Below are 15,017 nucleotides of genomic sequence, written 5' to 3' on the forward strand. Positions count from 1 at the left end.
TCGGACTGGTGGATGAATGCTGGCGCATGGGGCTCAAAATCCTGCCGCCGGACATCAACTCCGGGCTTTATCATTTTCACGTGAATGATGATGGCGAGATTGTCTACGGCATCGGCGCGATAAAAGGCGTGGGTGAAGGGCCAATTGAAGCTATTATTGAGGCGCGAAATGAAGGTGGTTACTTCCGCGAGCTGTTTGATCTCTGTGCGCGTACGGATATCAAAAAACTCAACCGCCGGGTGCTGGAAAAGCTAATCATGTCCGGGGCGTTTGACCGCCTTGGCCCGCATCGCGCGGCGTTGATGAACTCGCTCAGCGATGCCCTAAAAGCCGCCGATCAGCATGCGAAAGCCGAGGCAATTGGTCAGGCTGATATGTTTGGCGTACTGGCGGAAGAGCCGGAACAAATTGAACAGTCTTATGCCAACTGTACGCCGTGGCCGGAGCAGGTGGTATTAGACGGTGAGCGTGAAACGTTAGGTCTTTACCTGACGGGACACCCTATCAATCAGTATTTAAAAGAAATTGAGCGCTATGTTGGAGGCCACAGGCTGAAAGACATGCATCCGACAGAACGTGGTAAAGTCACCACGGCTGCGGGGCTCGTCATTGCTGCGCGGGTAATGGTCACCAAGCGCGGCAATCGTATCGGCATCTGTACGCTGGATGACCGTTCCGGGCGTCTGGAAGTGATGTTATTTACCGATGCTCTGGATAAATACCAGCAATTGCTGGAAAAAGACCGCATACTTATCGTCAGCGGACAGGTCAGCTTTGATGACTTCAGCGGCGGGCTTAAAATGATGGCCCGTGAAGTCATGGATATTGACGAAGCCCGGGAAAAATATGCTCGCGGGCTTGCTATCTCGCTGACGGACAGGCAAATTGATGACCAGCTTTTAAACCGACTCCGTCAGTCTCTGGAACCCCACCGCTCGGGGACAATTCCAGTACATCTCTACTATCAGAGGGCGGATGCGCGTGCGCGTTTGCGTTTTGGCGCAACGTGGCGTGTCTCTCCGAGCGATCGTTTGCTAAACGATCTCCGTGGCCTTATTGGTTCGGAGCAGGTGGAACTGGAGTTTGACTAATACAGGAATACTATGAGTCTGAATTTCCTTGATTTTGAACAGCCGATTGCAGAGCTGGAAGCAAAAATCGATTCTCTGACTGCGGTTAGCCGTCAGGATGAGAAACTGGATATTAACATCGATGAAGAAGTGCATCGTCTGCGTGAAAAAAGCGTAGAACTGACGCGTAAAATCTTCGCCGATCTTGGCGCATGGCAGGTAGCCCAACTGGCGCGCCATCCACAGCGTCCGTACACCCTGGATTATGTCCGCCTGGCATTTGATGAATTTGATGAGCTGGCGGGCGATCGTGCCTATGCGGATGATAAAGCTATCGTCGGCGGCATCGCGCGTCTGGATGGCCGTCCGGTGATGATCATTGGTCATCAGAAAGGCCGTGAGACCAAAGAAAAAATCCGTCGTAATTTCGGCATGCCAGCGCCGGAAGGTTATCGCAAAGCGCTGCGTCTGATGGAAATGGCTGAACGTTTCAATATGCCGATCATTACCTTCATCGACACCCCAGGGGCATACCCGGGCGTGGGCGCGGAAGAGCGTGGCCAGTCTGAAGCGATTGCGCGCAACCTGCGTGAAATGTCGCGTCTGAGCGTGCCGGTTATCTGTACCGTTATCGGTGAAGGTGGCTCCGGCGGCGCGCTGGCGATCGGCGTGGGTGATAAAGTGAATATGCTGCAGTACAGCACCTATTCCGTTATCTCTCCGGAAGGCTGCGCCTCCATTTTGTGGAAAAGCGCCGACAAAGCGCCGCTGGCCGCAGAAGCGATGGGCATCATCGCCCCGCGTCTGAAAGAGCTGAAGCTGATTGACTCTATCATCCCGGAACCGTTGGGCGGCGCCCATCGTAACCCGGAAGTGATGGCGGCATCCCTGAAAGCACAACTGCTGGCCGATCTCGCCGATCTCGACGTGTTAAGCAAAGAAGATTTGAAAAACCGTCGTTACCAGCGTCTGATGAGCTATGGTTACGCGTAAACTGCATTAATTCTGAAAAGGGCCACAACGCTGTGGCCCTTTTTTTTACCTGCAGTTTGACCAGGCTATGCTTAACTAAGGTTTTTCCAGGAGGAACGCATGAATATCATTGCCATCATGGGACCGCATGGCGTCTTTTATAAAGATGAGCCCATCAAGGAACTTGAACGTGCGCTGCAGCAGCAGGGATTTCAGATTATCTGGCCGCAGAATAGCGTCGACCTGCTGAAGTTTATCGAGCATAACCCGCGAATTTGCGGCGTCATTTTTGACTGGGATGAATACAGTCTGGATCTGTGCAGTGACATCAATCAGCTCAATGAGTATCTCCCGCTCTACGCTTTTATTAATACCCATTCGACGATGGATGTCAGCGCACACGACCTGCGCATGGCGCTGTGGTTCTTTGAGTACGCATTGGGCCAGTCTGACGATATTGCTACGCGTATTCGCCAGTACACCAATGAATATCTCGACAACATTACGCCACCTTTTACCAAAGCGCTGTTTACCTATGTGAAGGAAGGGAAGTATACCTTCTGCACGCCTGGGCACATGGCGGGAACGGCATACCAGAAAAGCCCGGTCGGTTGCCTGTTCTATGATTTCTTTGGCGGCAATACGCTGAAGGCCGACGTGTCCATTTCGGTGACCGAGCTGGGCTCGTTGCTGGATCATACCGGTCCGCATCTGGAAGCGGAGGAATACATCGCGCGTACTTTTGGTGCCGAGCAGAGCTATATGGTGACCAACGGCACCTCGACATCGAACAAGATTGTCGGCATGTATGCTGCACCTGCAGGCAGTACGCTCCTGATTGACCGCAACTGCCATAAGTCACTGGCGCATTTGCTGATGATGAGTGATGTGGTGCCAATCTGGCTGAAGCCGACGCGCAATGCGCTGGGGATCCTCGGCGGTATACCCCGTCGGGAATTTACCCACGCAAGCATTGAACGCAAAGTTGAGGAAACCAATCAGGCGCAATGGCCGGTCCACGCGGTGATCACCAACTCCACCTATGATGGCCTGTTGTATAACACCAACTGGATCAAACAAACGCTGGATGTGCCCTCCATCCATTTTGATTCAGCCTGGGTGCCGTATACCCATTTTCATCCGATCTATCAGGGGAAAAGCGGGATGAGCGGCGAACGGGTACCGGGAAAGGTGATTTTTGAAACCCAGTCCACCCACAAGATGCTGGCGGCGTTGTCACAGGCTTCGCTGATCCACATTAAGGGCGACTATGATGAAGACACGTTCAACGAAGCCTTTATGATGCACACCTCCACGTCTCCGAGCTACCCGATTGTGGCATCGATAGAAACGGCGGCGGCAATGCTGCGTGGCAATTCAGGCAAGCGGTTAATCAATCGTTCGGTGGAACGGGCGCTGCATTTCCGTAAAGAAGTGCAGCGGCTACGCGAAGAGTCAGATGGCTGGTTCTTTGACATCTGGCAGCCGGAAAGGGTGGATGAAGCAGAGTGCTGGCCGGTAGCGCCAGGTGAAGACTGGCACGGATTTGTCGATGCTGACGCCGACCACATGTTCCTCGACCCGGTGAAAGTGACCATTCTGACACCGGGAATGGATGAACAGGGAAATATGAGCGAAGAGGGGATCCCTGCAGCGCTGGTGGCGAAATTCCTCGATGAACGCGGCGTCGTCGTCGAGAAAACGGGACCGTATAACCTGTTGTTCCTGTTCAGCATTGGTATTGATAAAACCCGGGCGATGGGGCTGCTACGTGGCCTGACGGAATTTAAACGTTCATACGACCTGAATTTACGCGTGAAAAATATGCTGCCGGATCTGTATGCCGAAGATCCTGATTTCTATCGTAATATGCGTATTCAGGATCTGGCTCAGGGGATCCACAATCTGATCCGCCAGCACGATCTCTCCGGGCTGATGCTGCGGGCATTTGATACCTTACCGGAAATGAAAATGACACCTCACCAGGCCTGGCAGCGGCAGATCAAAGGAGAGGTCGAAACGGTAATGCTTGATCAACTGGTGGGGCGCGTTTCCGCCAATATGATCCTGCCTTACCCTCCCGGTGTGCCGCTACTGATGCCCGGAGAAATGATCACTGCCAAAAGCCGCGCTGTACTCGATTTCCTGCTGATGCTGTGCTCGGTGGGGCAGCGCTACCCTGGATTTGAAACCGATATCCATGGCGCTAAACTGGGTGAGGACGGCGTGTATCGTGTGAGAGTCCTGAAAATGGCATAACGACTTGCCTGAACCCGTTGCGCACGAGTAACGTGCTGAGAGTAAAATTAAAGAGGCGAAGAGCATGCTGGGGTTAAAACAGGTTCACCATATTGCCATTATTGCGACGGACTACAGGGCCAGTAAGGCATTTTACTGCGATGTATTAGGTTTCACGTTAATGAGCGAAGCCTACCGGGAAGAGCGTGACTCCTGGAAAGGCGATCTGGCGTTGAACGGCCAGTACGTGATTGAGCTGTTTTCTTTTCCGTTTCCGCCTTGCCGCCCGAGTCGACCGGAAGCCTGCGGTTTACGCCATCTGGCGTTCAGCGTCGAGGATGTGGAAAAGTCGATTGCTCATCTTGAAGCCCATCATGTGAAATGTGAGCCGGTGCGCATCGATCCGTTTACCGGCAAACGCTTTACGTTTTTTAACGATCCAGACGGATTACCGCTTGAACTGTACGAGCTGTAAGGCTTGTCATTGTGGCGTTAGCCCGGTAACGTGCCGGGCAATGCTATTGTAAGCAATCATCATGACGACACTTACACTGAACACTTCACTTCTGAACACTAACGCGATCCTCGTTGCCTTTAGCGGCGGCCTCGACTCTACCGTACTACTGCATCAGTTGGTGCTGTGGCGAGCGCAGCATCCTGATGTCGCCCTACGCGCAATCCATATTCATCACGGGTTAAGCCCGCACGCAGACAGTTGGGTACAGCACTGTGAGTCGGTATGTGCGCAGTGGCAGGTGCCGCTGGTGGTTGAACGGGTCCATCTTGAGGATGATGGCCTGGGCATCGAAGCGCAGGCTCGATGCGCGCGCTATCAGGCCTTTGCGCAGACGCTGCTGCCTGGAGAGGTGCTGATGACCGCTCAGCATCTGGACGATCAATGTGAGACATTTTTGTTAGCGCTTAAGCGTGGCAGCGGTCCTGCCGGACTTTCCGCCATGGGCGAAAACTCACCGTTCGCCGGAACCCAACTGATTCGACCGTTGCTGGCGCAAACGCGAGAGGCGCTTGAAACTTGGGCGCGCCAGCATGAATTACGCTGGATTGAAGATGAAAGCAATCAGGATGACACCTACGATCGCAATTTCCTCAGGTTGCGCGTTACCCCATTGCTCCAACAGCGCTGGCCGCACTTCGCGCAAGCCACTGCTCGCAGCGCCGCGCTGTGCGCCGAGCAGGAGAGCTTACTGGATGAACTGCTGGCCAGCGATTTAGCCAACTGTGTTACGGCGCAAGGTACACTCTTGCTCGGGCCATTAATGACGATGAGTACTGTACGACGTGCTGCGCTGCTTCGTCGCTGGCTGGCAGGATTAAATGCGCCGATGCCTTCCCGTGATGGGCTGGAACGTATCTGGCAGGAAGTGGCACTGGCGCGGGAAGATGCGTCACCAAGTTTTCGCCTCGGGGAGTACGAGGTCCGTCGTTATCAGTCACAGCTGTGGTGGGTGAAGTCAGTCGATGGGCAAAGCGAAACTGTTATCCCGTGGTTAGAGTGGAAAACACCGTTGGCGCTGCCTGCCGGATTGGGTTCGGTTCAGTTAATCTCTGCGGGTGATTTGCGCTTGCCGCAAGCGGATGAAGTCGTCAGTATCCGTTTTAAAGCGCCTGGGTTATTGTATATTGTCGGGCGCAACGGTGGGCGTAAGCTTAAAAAAATCTGGCAGGAGCAGGGTATTCCTCCCTGGCGGCGAGATACCACGCCATTACTGTTTTACGGTGACACGTTGATTGCGGCAGCAGGGGTTTTCGTGACGCATGAAGGGCTGGCAAAAGGTGAAGAAGGCGTGAGTCTGGTATGGCATGCCTGATGGTGCTGCGCTTAACAGGCCTACGTATCACATGGAAAGTAGGCCGGATAAGGCGAAAAAAAGTTAAGATTCGCTGACCACCACGGTACCGATCTGCGGGTGGCTGAAGCTGGCAATTTTGTCGAGACGAAGCTCCCGGGTTTCACCTGCGACATCTGCGACCAGATACTCCACATTTTTACGGGAAACCAGGTCATTTGCTTTTGCCTGTAGAACTTCGCCATCTTTGAGCGCCAGCGTCAGTAACAAATGGTGCTGGCAGGCGAGTTCAAGATTGTCGTAATCATCACAGTTGATGGGTTGATACGTTTCATTCATTGACATAATCGCTCACCAGTAAGTTCGCGGCAGCATAGGCCGCCTTTTCCCTGACCGACTCTGAAAGGGCGCTGTCTGCCGCCACTTCATTAAGTACCTTCAATACGCAACCCAGCGCATCCGGGACATACCCTAAGTCTCCGCTGGCGATTTCCGCGTACCGCTTGCGTATTAACTCACAATATTTTTCCACATGCCCTCCTGTCAGCACTCTGACTTAACCGTGGATGCAAGTCTAAGCCTACGAAGATAAACTCTGTTTAGCAAGGTGACTATACCATACTCATTCAAGCAATATCAGCGCCTTGATAGACGGTACACACGTCAGTCGTTAGCAGCCTTTTGCCGCCGTTTTCGCTACAATGGCTGCCTGATTCAAAAGGAGTTCTCCCATGGCGCTTAAAGCGACAATCTATAAAGCCGTCGTCAACGTAGCGGATCTCGACCGCAGCCAGTTTCTTGACGCGACATTGACGCTGGCGCGTCACCCTTCAGAAACCCAGGAACGCATGATGTTGCGTCTGTTGGCATGGATTAAATATGCTGACGAGCGGCTGCAATTCACGCGGGGTTTAAGCGCTGAAGACGAACCCGAAGCATGGTTGCGCAACGACCACCTGGGCATTGATCTCTGGATTGAACTCGGCTTGCCGGATGAGCGTCGCATTAAGAAGGCGTGTACCCAGTCTGCTGAAGTCGCTTTGTTTGCCTATAACAGCCGTGCAGCGCAAATCTGGTGGCAGCAGAACCAAAGCAAATGCGCGCAGTTTAAGAATCTTACCGTGTGGTATCTGGATGATGAACAACTGGCACAACTGAGTGACTTTGCCGGTCGTACAATGGCGCTACAGGCGACTATTCAGGATGGCGCTATCTGGCTGTCTGATTCTCAGAATAATCTGGAAATTCACCTGACCACGTGGCAGCCGCGTTCATGATCGTTATCTCCCGAAATGTCTCTATCCCAGATAACGAGCTGGAAATCACGGCGATTCGGGCACAGGGTGCAGGTGGACAGCACGTTAATAAGACCTCGACGGCTATCCATTTGCGCTTTGACATTCGGGCCTCTGGGCTGCCAGAGTATTACAAGGAACGCCTGTTGGCTGCCAGTCATCATCTGATTACAGGCGATGGCGTGATTATTATTAAGGCGCAGGAATACCGTAGCCAGGAATTGAACCGGGAAGCGGCAATCTCCCGACTGGTGGCGGTGATAAAAGAATTAACCGCAGTGCAGAAAAGTAGGCAGGCTACGCGCCCGACTCGCGCTTCAAAAGAACGCAGATTGTCATCGAAGGCGCAAAAGTCCACTGTGAAGGCACTGCGCGGGAAAGTTCGTCGCCCACAGGACTGACGAATGGGAATACAATATTGAGAAGGAATCTGTGGTGAAAACAGCAATACTGTCATTAGCAGCTGTATTTACACTCTTTGCCTTGATCGGCTGTAACAACCGCTCTGAAGTCGATGCTTTGCAACCGACGCAAGCGGCAGAATTAAAACCGATGCAGCAAAGCTGGCGTGGCATCTTGCCTTGCGCTGACTGCGAAGGGATTGAAACTTCTTTGTTCCTGGAAAAAGATGGAACATGGGTAATGAACGAACGCTATCAGGGCGTACGTGATGAACCGTCTTCGTTTGCTTCATATGGCTCGTGGGCGCGTACGGCTGATAAGCTGGTGCTGACGGACAGCAAAGGTGAAAAGTCGTACTACCGGGCAAAAGGCGAGGCGCTGGAAATGCTCGATCGTGAAGGTAATCCGATAGAGTCGCAGTTCAACTATACCCTCCAGCCAGTTTCCGCCAGCTTACCGGTGACGCCAATGCCGATGCGGGGAATGTACTTCTATATGGCTGATGCGGCAATCTTTACTGACTGCGCAACGGGTAAGCGGATGCCAGTGGCGAATAACGCCCAGCTTGAGCGGGACTATTTAGCCGCGCGCGCGGAAAACGGGCAATCTGTATTGCTGACACTGGAAGCGCATTTCACAATGGAGGCGAACCCGGACACCGGCGAGAAAGTGAAAACGCTGATGGCGGATAAAGATGCGAAATTTATCCCCGGTAAAGGATGTAATTAATTGATGTAAAAAAGGCCCTGATCCTCAGGGCCTTTTGCTGGTATTAGCCTTTAATGGCTTTCACCAGGTAGTCAACGATGTCGCCGGTTTTAATCAGCTGTTTCTCGCCGTTACGACGATATTTGTATTCAATATCATCGTTATCGAGGTTACGGTCGCCGAGCACGATAGTGTGCGGAACACCGATCAGCTCCATATCGGCAAACATCACGCCCGGACGCTCTTTACGGTCGTCCATCAGCACTTCAATGCCCTGAGCGCGCAGCTCAGCGTACAGTTTTTCAGCCAGCTCCTGCACGCGGTAGGACTTGTGCATGTTCATTGGCAGAATAGCGACCTGGAACGGTGCGATGGCGTCTGGCCATACAATGCCGCGATCGTCAAAATTCTGCTCAATAGCAGCAGCAACCACGCGAGTCACCCCGATACCGTAGCAGCCCATGGTCAGAATCTGATTACGGCCATCTTCACCCTGAACAGCAGCTTTCATCGCTTCAGAATACTTGGTACCCAGTTGGAAGATGTGGCCCACTTCGATACCGCGTTTGATCAGCAGTGTACCTTTGCCATCCGGGCTTGGATCGCCTGCGACCACGTTACGGATATCTGCCACTTCCGGAGTTGCAACATCACGATCCCAGTTAATACCGAAATAGTGCTTACCGTCGATGTTGGCGCCGGCGGCGAAATCGCTCATTACCGCAACGGTACGGTCGATAACTACGGGAATCGGCATGTTCACCGGACCGAGCGAACCCGGACCTGCTTTCACGACGGCACGGATTTCTTCTTCAGTAGCAAAAGTCAGCGGGCTGGCAACCTGCGGCAGTTTTTCTGCTTTGACTTCGTTCAGCTCGTGATCGCCGCGAACCAGCAGAGCAACCAGCGGGTAGCTGCTACCTTCAACCGCTTTCACCAGCAGGGTTTTCACGGTTTTTTCGATAGGCAGGTTGAACTGCTCAACCAGTTCGGCGATGGTTTTGGCGTTCGGAGTATCAACCAGCGTCATTTCCTGAGTTGCTGCTGCGCGCGGCTCTTTCGGCGCAACGGCTTCAGCAAATTCGATGTTGGCAGCAAAATCGGAGCTGTCGGAGAATACAACGTCATCTTCGCCGCTCTGTGCCAGTACCTGGAATTCGTGAGAAGCGCTACCGCCGATAGATCCGGTATCAGCCTGTACTGCGCGGAAATCCAGGCCCATACGGCTAAAGATTTTGCTGTACGCGGCATACATCGCGTCGTAAGTTTCCTGCAGAGATTCCTGAGAAGTATGGAAAGAGTACGCATCTTTCATCAGGAATTCGCGGGAACGCATCACGCCGAATCGTGGGCGAACTTCGTCACGGAATTTCGTCTGGATCTGATAGAAGTTCAGCGGCAGCTGTTTGTAAGAGCTCAGCTCATTACGGATCAGGTCGGTGATGACTTCTTCATGCGTTGGGCCGAGTACGAATGAACGATCGCCACGGTCTGCGATACGCAGCAGTTCCGGGCCGTACTGTTCCCAACGACCGCTCTCTTCCCACAGTTCAGAAGGCTGAACGACCGGCATCAACACCTCGATCGCACCGGCGTTGTTCATTTCTTCACGCACGATGTTTTCGACTTTTTTCAGGACGCGCACGCCGGTCGGCAGCCAGGTGTATAACCCGGAGGCCAGCTTGCGGATCATCCCGGCGCGCAGCATCAGCTGGTGGCTGATGACTTCGGCGTCGGCAGGTGTCTCCTTCAGAGTGGAGAGCAGATATTGGCTAGTACGCATGTTGTTACGGTTCCAGTTGAACGATCGAACAGGCTCAAAACGAGCCTGGCACAAAACAAAAGTGGTTTAGTTTACCAGCGAGAAAGGGATGTCAAAAGAGTACGCGACGCAAATTAGCGGGCTTCCAGAGCAAAGACCTCAAATCCTGACGGTGTGACGCGCCAGCGGACGTTAAAGTCCAGCAACCAGACGGCGTAGGTTTTGCCTTCTTCCTCATTTTTACGGTAGGCAGGACGCGGATCCTGCGCCAGCACTTCGGCAATAAACTGACGAAGACGCGGGTAACGTTGTTCGAGCTTCGGTAGCTGCTCCGCGAGATCTTCACTGAACGTCACCTCGACGCTAGCCTGAGGTGCGTCCTGGGCATAGCTGGCGCGAGCATCAGGCAGCGATTCGGCAAACGGCAGATACGGCTTAATATCCACAACTGGCGTTCCGTCAACAAGGTCCAGTCCACCGAGTTCGAGGATTACGTGCTCTTTATGGCAGCGGATGCCCCGCAGCTCAACCAGCGACATACCGACAGGGTTAGGACGAAAGGTCGAACGCGTGGCAAAGACGCCCATTCTGGCGTTACCGCCCAGACGGGGTGGGCGCACGGTTGGACGCCATCCACCTTCCATTGTCTGATGAAAAACAAAAATCACCCACAAATGGCTGAATGCTTCCAGGCCGCGAACAGCATCGGCCTGGTTATAAGGTGCGAGCAAATGCAGTTCGCCGCAGGCGCTTTTCACCAGACCTGGCTGGCGTGGAACGGCGAACTTTTCTTTATAAGGAGAGCGGATAACGCCTATTTGCTCGAACTGAAAATGACTCATTTAGACGAAATGTTCAGAGCAGAACCGATGCAAACTGCCTGACGATAGCAGCCCGGCGTCCCGCTGGTTACTTCGCAGCTGTGCAGCAATACCGCATTTGCTTTCATTTTAGAGGCGTTAATCTGCATGCGTTTGCGTGCGGTTGGAATGCTCGGCGGGGAATCCTGGTTGGATGCCTGGCAGGATTCCCCGCTGACTTCGCCGAGATCGCGGAACGGTTTGCCCACTAAATCTTCAGCGTTAGTGATGATTCTTACCGGCGTCGCGCGCGGTGCTTTTGGTTTTTCCGGCTCCGCTTTTGGCGGGGTAGCGGTGCTTTGAACGGGTTCAACAGGGGATCTGCTTAACATAGAACAGCCGCTCAGCATGAGTGCTACTAAACAGATCGGTAAAGCACGCATAATATTTCCTCAATGAATGATCTAAACGTCAGATATTGAATCAGGTGCTTGCATAAATGACAAGACGGGCAAGCGCCCGTCCTGATGATATTACAGATTGTGAAAACAGCCTAAAATTACCAGCCTTTAACAGCACCGCCGTTGAAGACTTTGTTTGCCGCTTCGTAAACTTCGTCTGACTGGTATGCTTCAACGAATTTCTTCACGTTCTCAGCATCTTTATTGTCTTCACGCGTCACGATCAGGTTTACGTACGGAGAATCTTTATCTTCAACAAAGATACCGTCTTTTGCCGGCGTCAGGCCGATCTGGCTGGCATAGGTGGTGTTGATGACTGCCAGCGCGATTTGCGCGTCATCCAGTGAGCGTGGCAACTGCGGCGCTTCCAGTTCAACCAGCTTCAGGTTTTTCGGGTTTTCAATCACGTCCAGCGCGGTCGGCAGCAGGCCAACGCCATCTTTCAGTTTAATCAAACCGACTTTCTGCAGCAGTAGCAGGGAACGGCCGAGGTTAGTCGGGTCGTTTGGAATAGCGACCTGAGAGCCATCCTGCAGTTCATCCAGTGATTTGATTTTTTTGGAGTAACCTGCAATCGGATAAACAAAGGTATTACCTACGGCAACCAGTTTGTAACCACGATCTTTGATCTGCTGATCCAGGTACGGTTTGTGCTGGAAGGCGTTAGCATCGATATCGCCTTTGCTCAGCGCTTCGTTAGGCAGAACGTAATCGTTAAACGTGACCAGCTCAACGTCCAGACCGTATTTTTCTTTAGCCACTTTCTGGGCGACTTCAGCAACCTGCTGCTCTGCGCCAACGATAACACCCACTTTGATGTGGTTAGGATCTTTTTCATCCTGGCCACAACCCACAAGTGCCAGAGAACCGATTAGGGCTCCAACTGCCGCAAAGGTTTTGAATTTGAACGCCATGCTTATTTCCTTTTCTTAATGAGTTTTTAGTGTTGTGTGTAACGTTATTTGTGCGTGACTACCCGGACGATGCGATCGCCAGATAACTGAATTAAATAAACCAGAACGACGAGCAATACCAGTACTGTATTCATTACGGTAGCGTTATACCCAATGTAGCCATACTGATAGCCAATCTGGCCAAGACCACCGGCACCGACAGCACCGCCCATCGCCGAGTAACCAACCAGCGTGATGAGGGTGATGGTGGCCGCATTGACCAGCCCTGGCAGCGCTTCTGGCAGTAATACCTTACGAACAATCTGCAGCGGTGTAGCGCCCATCGCACGTGAGGCTTCAATCAGCCCGGTCGGGATTTCCAGCAGGGCGTTTTCCACCATACGAGCAATAAATGGCGCGGCGCCGACGGTCAGCGGGACGATAGCGGCCTGCAGTCCGATAGAGGTGCCTACGATCATGCGGGTGAACGGAATCATCCATACCAATAAGATGATGAACGGGATGGAACGGAAAATGTTCACCAGTGCAGAGAGCGTACGGTAGAGCTTCGCATTCTCAATGATTTGCCCCGGGCGCGTGACGTACAACAGCACGCCAACCGGCAGACCAATCACAAAACCAAAAAAACCGGACACAAAGGTCATTGCCAGCGTTTCCCATACGCCGCGAACCAGCAGCCACATCATCGGCTCAGACATAACCCAGTACCTCTACTTTTACATGGTGTTCCTGCAACCAGTTAATGGCTGCTTGTGTATCTTCCTGTGTGCCGTGCATTTCAGTCAGCATGATGCCGAACTTCACGCCGCCGGCGTAATCCATCTGCGCGCTAATAATGTTGTTATTCACGTTAAAGCGACGGGCCGTCTCAGAGAGTAGCGGCGCATCGACCGAATGACCGGTGAATTCCATACGCAACATCGGCACGCTGTCGGCTTGCGGCTCTGCTTTTAAACGTTCCTGATAATCTTCCGGAATATCCAGGTGCAGCGTGGACTGGATAAACTTCTGCGCCAGCGGAGTTTTGGGGTGTGAGAACACTTCGCTGACGGTGTCCTGCTCAATCAGTTCGCCATTACTGATGACCGCGACGCAGTCACAAATGCGTTTTACAACGTCCATCTCATGAGTAATCAGCAGAATGGTGAGACCCAGGCGACGGTTAATGTCTTTCAACAATTCCAGAATCGAGCGGGTTGTTGCTGGGTCAAGGGCGCTGGTGGCTTCATCGCACAGCAGTACTTTGGGATTACTTGCCAGAGCACGGGCGATCGCCACACGCTGTTTTTGTCCACCGGAAAGGTTGGCCGGGTAGCTGTCGTGCTTGTCGCCAAGACCGACTAAATCCAGCAGCTCTGTTACACGGCGTTTAATCTCTTCTTTTGGTGTGTTATCCAGTTCCAGCGGCAGCGCAACGTTGCCAAACACGGTGCGGGAAGAGAGCAGGTTAAAGTGCTGGAAAATCATGCCAATTTGACGGCGCGCTTTAGTCAGCCCGGATTCAGATAGCGTCGTCAGCTCCTGGTCGCCGACCTGAACACTGCCTTCGGTGGGGCGCTCGAGCAGGTTTACGCAGCGGATGAGCGTACTTTTACCGGCACCGGAGGCGCCAATAACGCCATAAATCTGCCCGGCAGGAACATGCAGGCTGACATTGTTTAGCGCCTGAATGGTGCGAGTCCCCTGCTGGAACACTTTGGTGATATTCGAAAGTTTAATCATTGGTTATTTATTATCGTAATTAAGTTAGCCGTGGCATTTTCGTCTGTCTGGGACGGTCGACGCCGTCAACAAGATGGATGTTAAGGCATCCAGACGTCTAAATCAATCTAGCTTTGCACGATGAGCACTTTCTTGCCCGCCGAAACATGCGATACTAGAGCCACATGCCTTATTCAGGAGCTATAAAAGGTGGCAAAATCTGTACCCGCAATTTTTCTCGACCGTGACGGCACTATTAATGTGGACCACGGTTACGTCCATGAGATCGACGAATTCGAATTTATCGACGGCGTTATTGATGCCATGCGTGAACTTAAAAAGATGGGTTATGCGCTCATTATTGTGACGAACCAGTCTGGTATTGCCCGTGGCAAATTTACCGAGGCACAATTCGAAACGTTGACTGAATGGATGGATTGGTCATTGGCCGATCGTGATGTTGATCTGGATGGTATCTATTATTGTCCTCATCATCCGCAGGGCACAGTCGAAGAGTACCGCCAGGTCTGCGACTGCCGTAAACCGCATCCGGGTATGTTTATCTCTGCGCGAGACTTTCTGCACATCGATATGGCTGCTTCTTATATGGTGGGCGATAAAATAGAAGATATGCAGGCGGCGACAGCTGCAAATGTAGGAACGAAGGTATTAGTGCGCACTGGCAAGCCAGTCACTCCGGAAGCAGAAAATGCGGCAGATTTAGTGCTAAATAGTCTGGCGGACCTGCCAATGGCGATAAAAAAGCAGCAAAAGTAAGCGTTATGGATAAAAGGTGAGCGGTTGAAACAAAAATGCATTTTTCCGCTTGTCTTCCTGATTCGACTCCCTATAATGCGCCTCCATCGACACGGCGGATGTGAATCAC

The 15,017-nt window shown here is 52.6% G+C and carries 17 protein-coding genes; 9 read left to right on the forward strand and 8 right to left on the reverse strand.

Annotated elements, in window-relative coordinates; all coding sequences use genetic code 11:
- The 5 genes from FDX03_RS23195 to tilS form a co-directional block, all read left to right on the forward strand.
- A partial coding sequence (locus tag FDX03_RS23195; RefSeq protein ID WP_249357023.1) for an OB-fold nucleic acid binding domain-containing protein occupies nt 1-1,091 on the forward strand: 1,091 nt, incomplete at its 5' end.
- Nucleotides 1,092-1,103: 12 nt separating this feature from the next.
- Nucleotides 1,104-2,063 carry an acetyl-CoA carboxylase carboxyl transferase subunit alpha gene (accA, locus tag FDX03_RS09005; protein WP_061067282.1) on the forward strand — a complete coding sequence of 320 codons (960 nt, stop codon included), beginning with the start codon at nt 1,104-1,106 and terminating at the stop codon, nt 2,061-2,063.
- Between the two features lie 99 nt (nt 2,064-2,162).
- Nucleotides 2,163-4,301: a lysine decarboxylase LdcC gene (gene ldcC / locus FDX03_RS09010; RefSeq protein WP_137345811.1), complete on the forward strand. Its 2,139-nt coding sequence runs from the start codon at nt 2,163-2,165 to the stop codon at nt 4,299-4,301.
- A gap of 64 nt (nt 4,302-4,365) precedes the next feature.
- Nucleotides 4,366-4,755 (forward strand): VOC family protein, encoded by a 390-nt coding sequence (locus FDX03_RS09015; RefSeq protein WP_048212638.1) that lies wholly within the window; start codon nt 4,366-4,368, stop codon nt 4,753-4,755.
- Nucleotides 4,756-4,816: 61 nt separating this feature from the next.
- Entirely contained in the window at nt 4,817-6,109 is a 1,293-nt protein-coding gene (gene tilS / locus FDX03_RS09020; RefSeq protein WP_137345812.1) for a tRNA lysidine(34) synthetase TilS, read from the forward strand.
- Between the two features lie 63 nt (nt 6,110-6,172).
- On the opposite strand, the gene rof is transcribed toward tilS, so the two are convergent.
- Together rof and FDX03_RS09030 are read right to left on the reverse strand one after the other, a co-directional pair.
- Nucleotides 6,173-6,433, reverse strand: coding sequence for a Rho-binding antiterminator (rof, locus tag FDX03_RS09025; protein WP_003018503.1), 261 nt, complete (start codon nt 6,431-6,433; stop codon nt 6,173-6,175).
- A complete protein-coding gene (locus FDX03_RS09030) occupies nt 6,420-6,620 on the reverse strand; it encodes a YaeP family protein (RefSeq protein WP_005132083.1) in 201 nt (66 codons plus the stop codon). The genes rof and FDX03_RS09030 overlap by 14 nt, the downstream gene beginning before the upstream one ends.
- 199 nt (nt 6,621-6,819) lie before the next feature.
- Here FDX03_RS09030 and FDX03_RS09035 point away from each other — a divergent pair, with 199 nt between their 5' ends.
- The 3 genes from FDX03_RS09035 to nlpE are packed head-to-tail and all read left to right on the forward strand — an operon-like array spanning nt 6,820 to nt 8,514.
- Nucleotides 6,820-7,365, forward strand: coding sequence for a YaeQ family protein (locus tag FDX03_RS09035; protein WP_124021711.1), 546 nt, complete (start codon nt 6,820-6,822; stop codon nt 7,363-7,365).
- Nucleotides 7,362-7,784, forward strand: coding sequence for an alternative ribosome rescue aminoacyl-tRNA hydrolase ArfB (gene arfB, locus FDX03_RS09040; RefSeq protein ID WP_061067287.1), 423 nt, complete (start codon nt 7,362-7,364; stop codon nt 7,782-7,784). The genes FDX03_RS09035 and arfB overlap by 4 nt, the downstream gene beginning before the upstream one ends.
- Nucleotides 7,785-7,815: 31 nt before the next feature.
- Nucleotides 7,816-8,514 carry an envelope stress response activation lipoprotein NlpE gene (nlpE, locus tag FDX03_RS09045; RefSeq protein WP_105242149.1) on the forward strand — a complete coding sequence of 233 codons (699 nt, stop codon included), beginning with the start codon at nt 7,816-7,818 and terminating at the stop codon, nt 8,512-8,514.
- A gap of 43 nt (nt 8,515-8,557) precedes the next feature.
- On the opposite strand, the gene proS is transcribed toward nlpE, so the two are convergent.
- The 6 genes from proS to metN all read right to left on the reverse strand — a co-directional run bounded on the left by proS (nt 8,558) and on the right by metN (nt 14,152).
- On the reverse strand, nt 8,558-10,276 hold the full coding sequence (proS, locus tag FDX03_RS09050; protein WP_040230039.1) for a proline--tRNA ligase: 1,719 nt from the start codon (nt 10,274-10,276) through the stop codon (nt 8,558-8,560).
- Nucleotides 10,277-10,389: 113 nt separating this feature from the next.
- The gene (tsaA, locus tag FDX03_RS09055) at nt 10,390-11,097 is read right to left on the reverse strand and encodes a tRNA (N6-threonylcarbamoyladenosine(37)-N6)-methyltransferase TrmO (protein WP_137345813.1); all 708 of its coding nucleotides are present in this window, start codon (nt 11,095-11,097) and stop codon (nt 10,390-10,392) included.
- On the reverse strand, nt 11,094-11,498 hold the full coding sequence (gene rcsF / locus FDX03_RS09060) for an Rcs stress response system protein RcsF (protein ID WP_040230040.1): 405 nt from the start codon (nt 11,496-11,498) through the stop codon (nt 11,094-11,096). Before rcsF ends, tsaA begins: the two co-directional genes overlap by 4 nt.
- A gap of 116 nt (nt 11,499-11,614) precedes the next feature.
- Nucleotides 11,615-12,430 carry a methionine ABC transporter substrate-binding lipoprotein MetQ gene (metQ, locus tag FDX03_RS09065; protein WP_003829145.1) on the reverse strand — a complete coding sequence of 272 codons (816 nt, stop codon included), beginning with the start codon at nt 12,428-12,430 and terminating at the stop codon, nt 11,615-11,617.
- A 44-nt stretch (nt 12,431-12,474) separates the two neighbouring features.
- Nucleotides 12,475-13,128 (reverse strand): methionine ABC transporter permease MetI, encoded by a 654-nt coding sequence (locus tag FDX03_RS09070; RefSeq protein ID WP_006686810.1) that lies wholly within the window; start codon nt 13,126-13,128, stop codon nt 12,475-12,477.
- Nucleotides 13,121-14,152: a methionine ABC transporter ATP-binding protein MetN gene (gene metN, locus FDX03_RS09075; RefSeq protein ID WP_137345814.1), complete on the reverse strand. Its 1,032-nt coding sequence runs from the start codon at nt 14,150-14,152 to the stop codon at nt 13,121-13,123. The genes FDX03_RS09070 and metN overlap by 8 nt, the downstream gene beginning before the upstream one ends.
- Nucleotides 14,153-14,341: 189 nt before the next feature.
- Here metN and gmhB point away from each other — a divergent pair, with 189 nt between their 5' ends.
- Nucleotides 14,342-14,908, forward strand: a complete 567-nt coding sequence (gmhB, locus tag FDX03_RS09080; protein WP_137345815.1) for a D-glycero-beta-D-manno-heptose 1,7-bisphosphate 7-phosphatase — start codon at nt 14,342-14,344, stop codon at nt 14,906-14,908.
- Nucleotides 14,909-15,017: the final 109 nt, after the last annotated feature.

Source organism: Citrobacter sp. wls827 (genome assembly GCF_005280875.1).
GTDB lineage: Bacteria > Pseudomonadota > Gammaproteobacteria > Enterobacterales > Enterobacteriaceae > Citrobacter > Citrobacter youngae.

What these genes read in the sequence shown, in the direction of transcription:
- accA (WP_061067282.1), top strand. Translation starts at nt 1,104, where the DNA reads ATGAGTCTGAATTTCCTTGATTTTGAACAGCCGATTGCAGAGCTGGAA.
- ldcC (WP_137345811.1), top strand. Translation starts at nt 2,163, where the DNA reads ATGAATATCATTGCCATCATGGGACCGCATGGCGTCTTTTATAAAGAT.
- FDX03_RS09015 (WP_048212638.1), top strand. Translation starts at nt 4,366, where the DNA reads ATGCTGGGGTTAAAACAGGTTCACCATATTGCCATTATTGCGACGGAC.
- tilS (WP_137345812.1), top strand. Translation starts at nt 4,817, where the DNA reads ATGACGACACTTACACTGAACACTTCACTTCTGAACACTAACGCGATC.
- rof (WP_003018503.1), bottom strand. Translation starts at nt 6,433, where the DNA reads ATGTCAATGAATGAAACGTATCAACCCATCAACTGTGATGATTACGAC.
- FDX03_RS09035 (WP_124021711.1), top strand. Translation starts at nt 6,820, where the DNA reads ATGGCGCTTAAAGCGACAATCTATAAAGCCGTCGTCAACGTAGCGGAT.
- arfB (WP_061067287.1), top strand. Translation starts at nt 7,362, where the DNA reads ATGATCGTTATCTCCCGAAATGTCTCTATCCCAGATAACGAGCTGGAA.
- proS (WP_040230039.1), bottom strand. Translation starts at nt 10,276, where the DNA reads ATGCGTACTAGCCAATATCTGCTCTCCACTCTGAAGGAGACACCTGCC.
- tsaA (WP_137345813.1), bottom strand. Translation starts at nt 11,097, where the DNA reads ATGAGTCATTTTCAGTTCGAGCAAATAGGCGTTATCCGCTCTCCTTAT.
- rcsF (WP_040230040.1), bottom strand. Translation starts at nt 11,498, where the DNA reads ATGCGTGCTTTACCGATCTGTTTAGTAGCACTCATGCTGAGCGGCTGT.
- metQ (WP_003829145.1), bottom strand. Translation starts at nt 12,430, where the DNA reads ATGGCGTTCAAATTCAAAACCTTTGCGGCAGTTGGAGCCCTAATCGGT.
- FDX03_RS09070 (WP_006686810.1), bottom strand. Translation starts at nt 13,128, where the DNA reads ATGTCTGAGCCGATGATGTGGCTGCTGGTTCGCGGCGTATGGGAAACG.
- metN (WP_137345814.1), bottom strand. Translation starts at nt 14,152, where the DNA reads ATGATTAAACTTTCGAATATCACCAAAGTGTTCCAGCAGGGGACTCGC.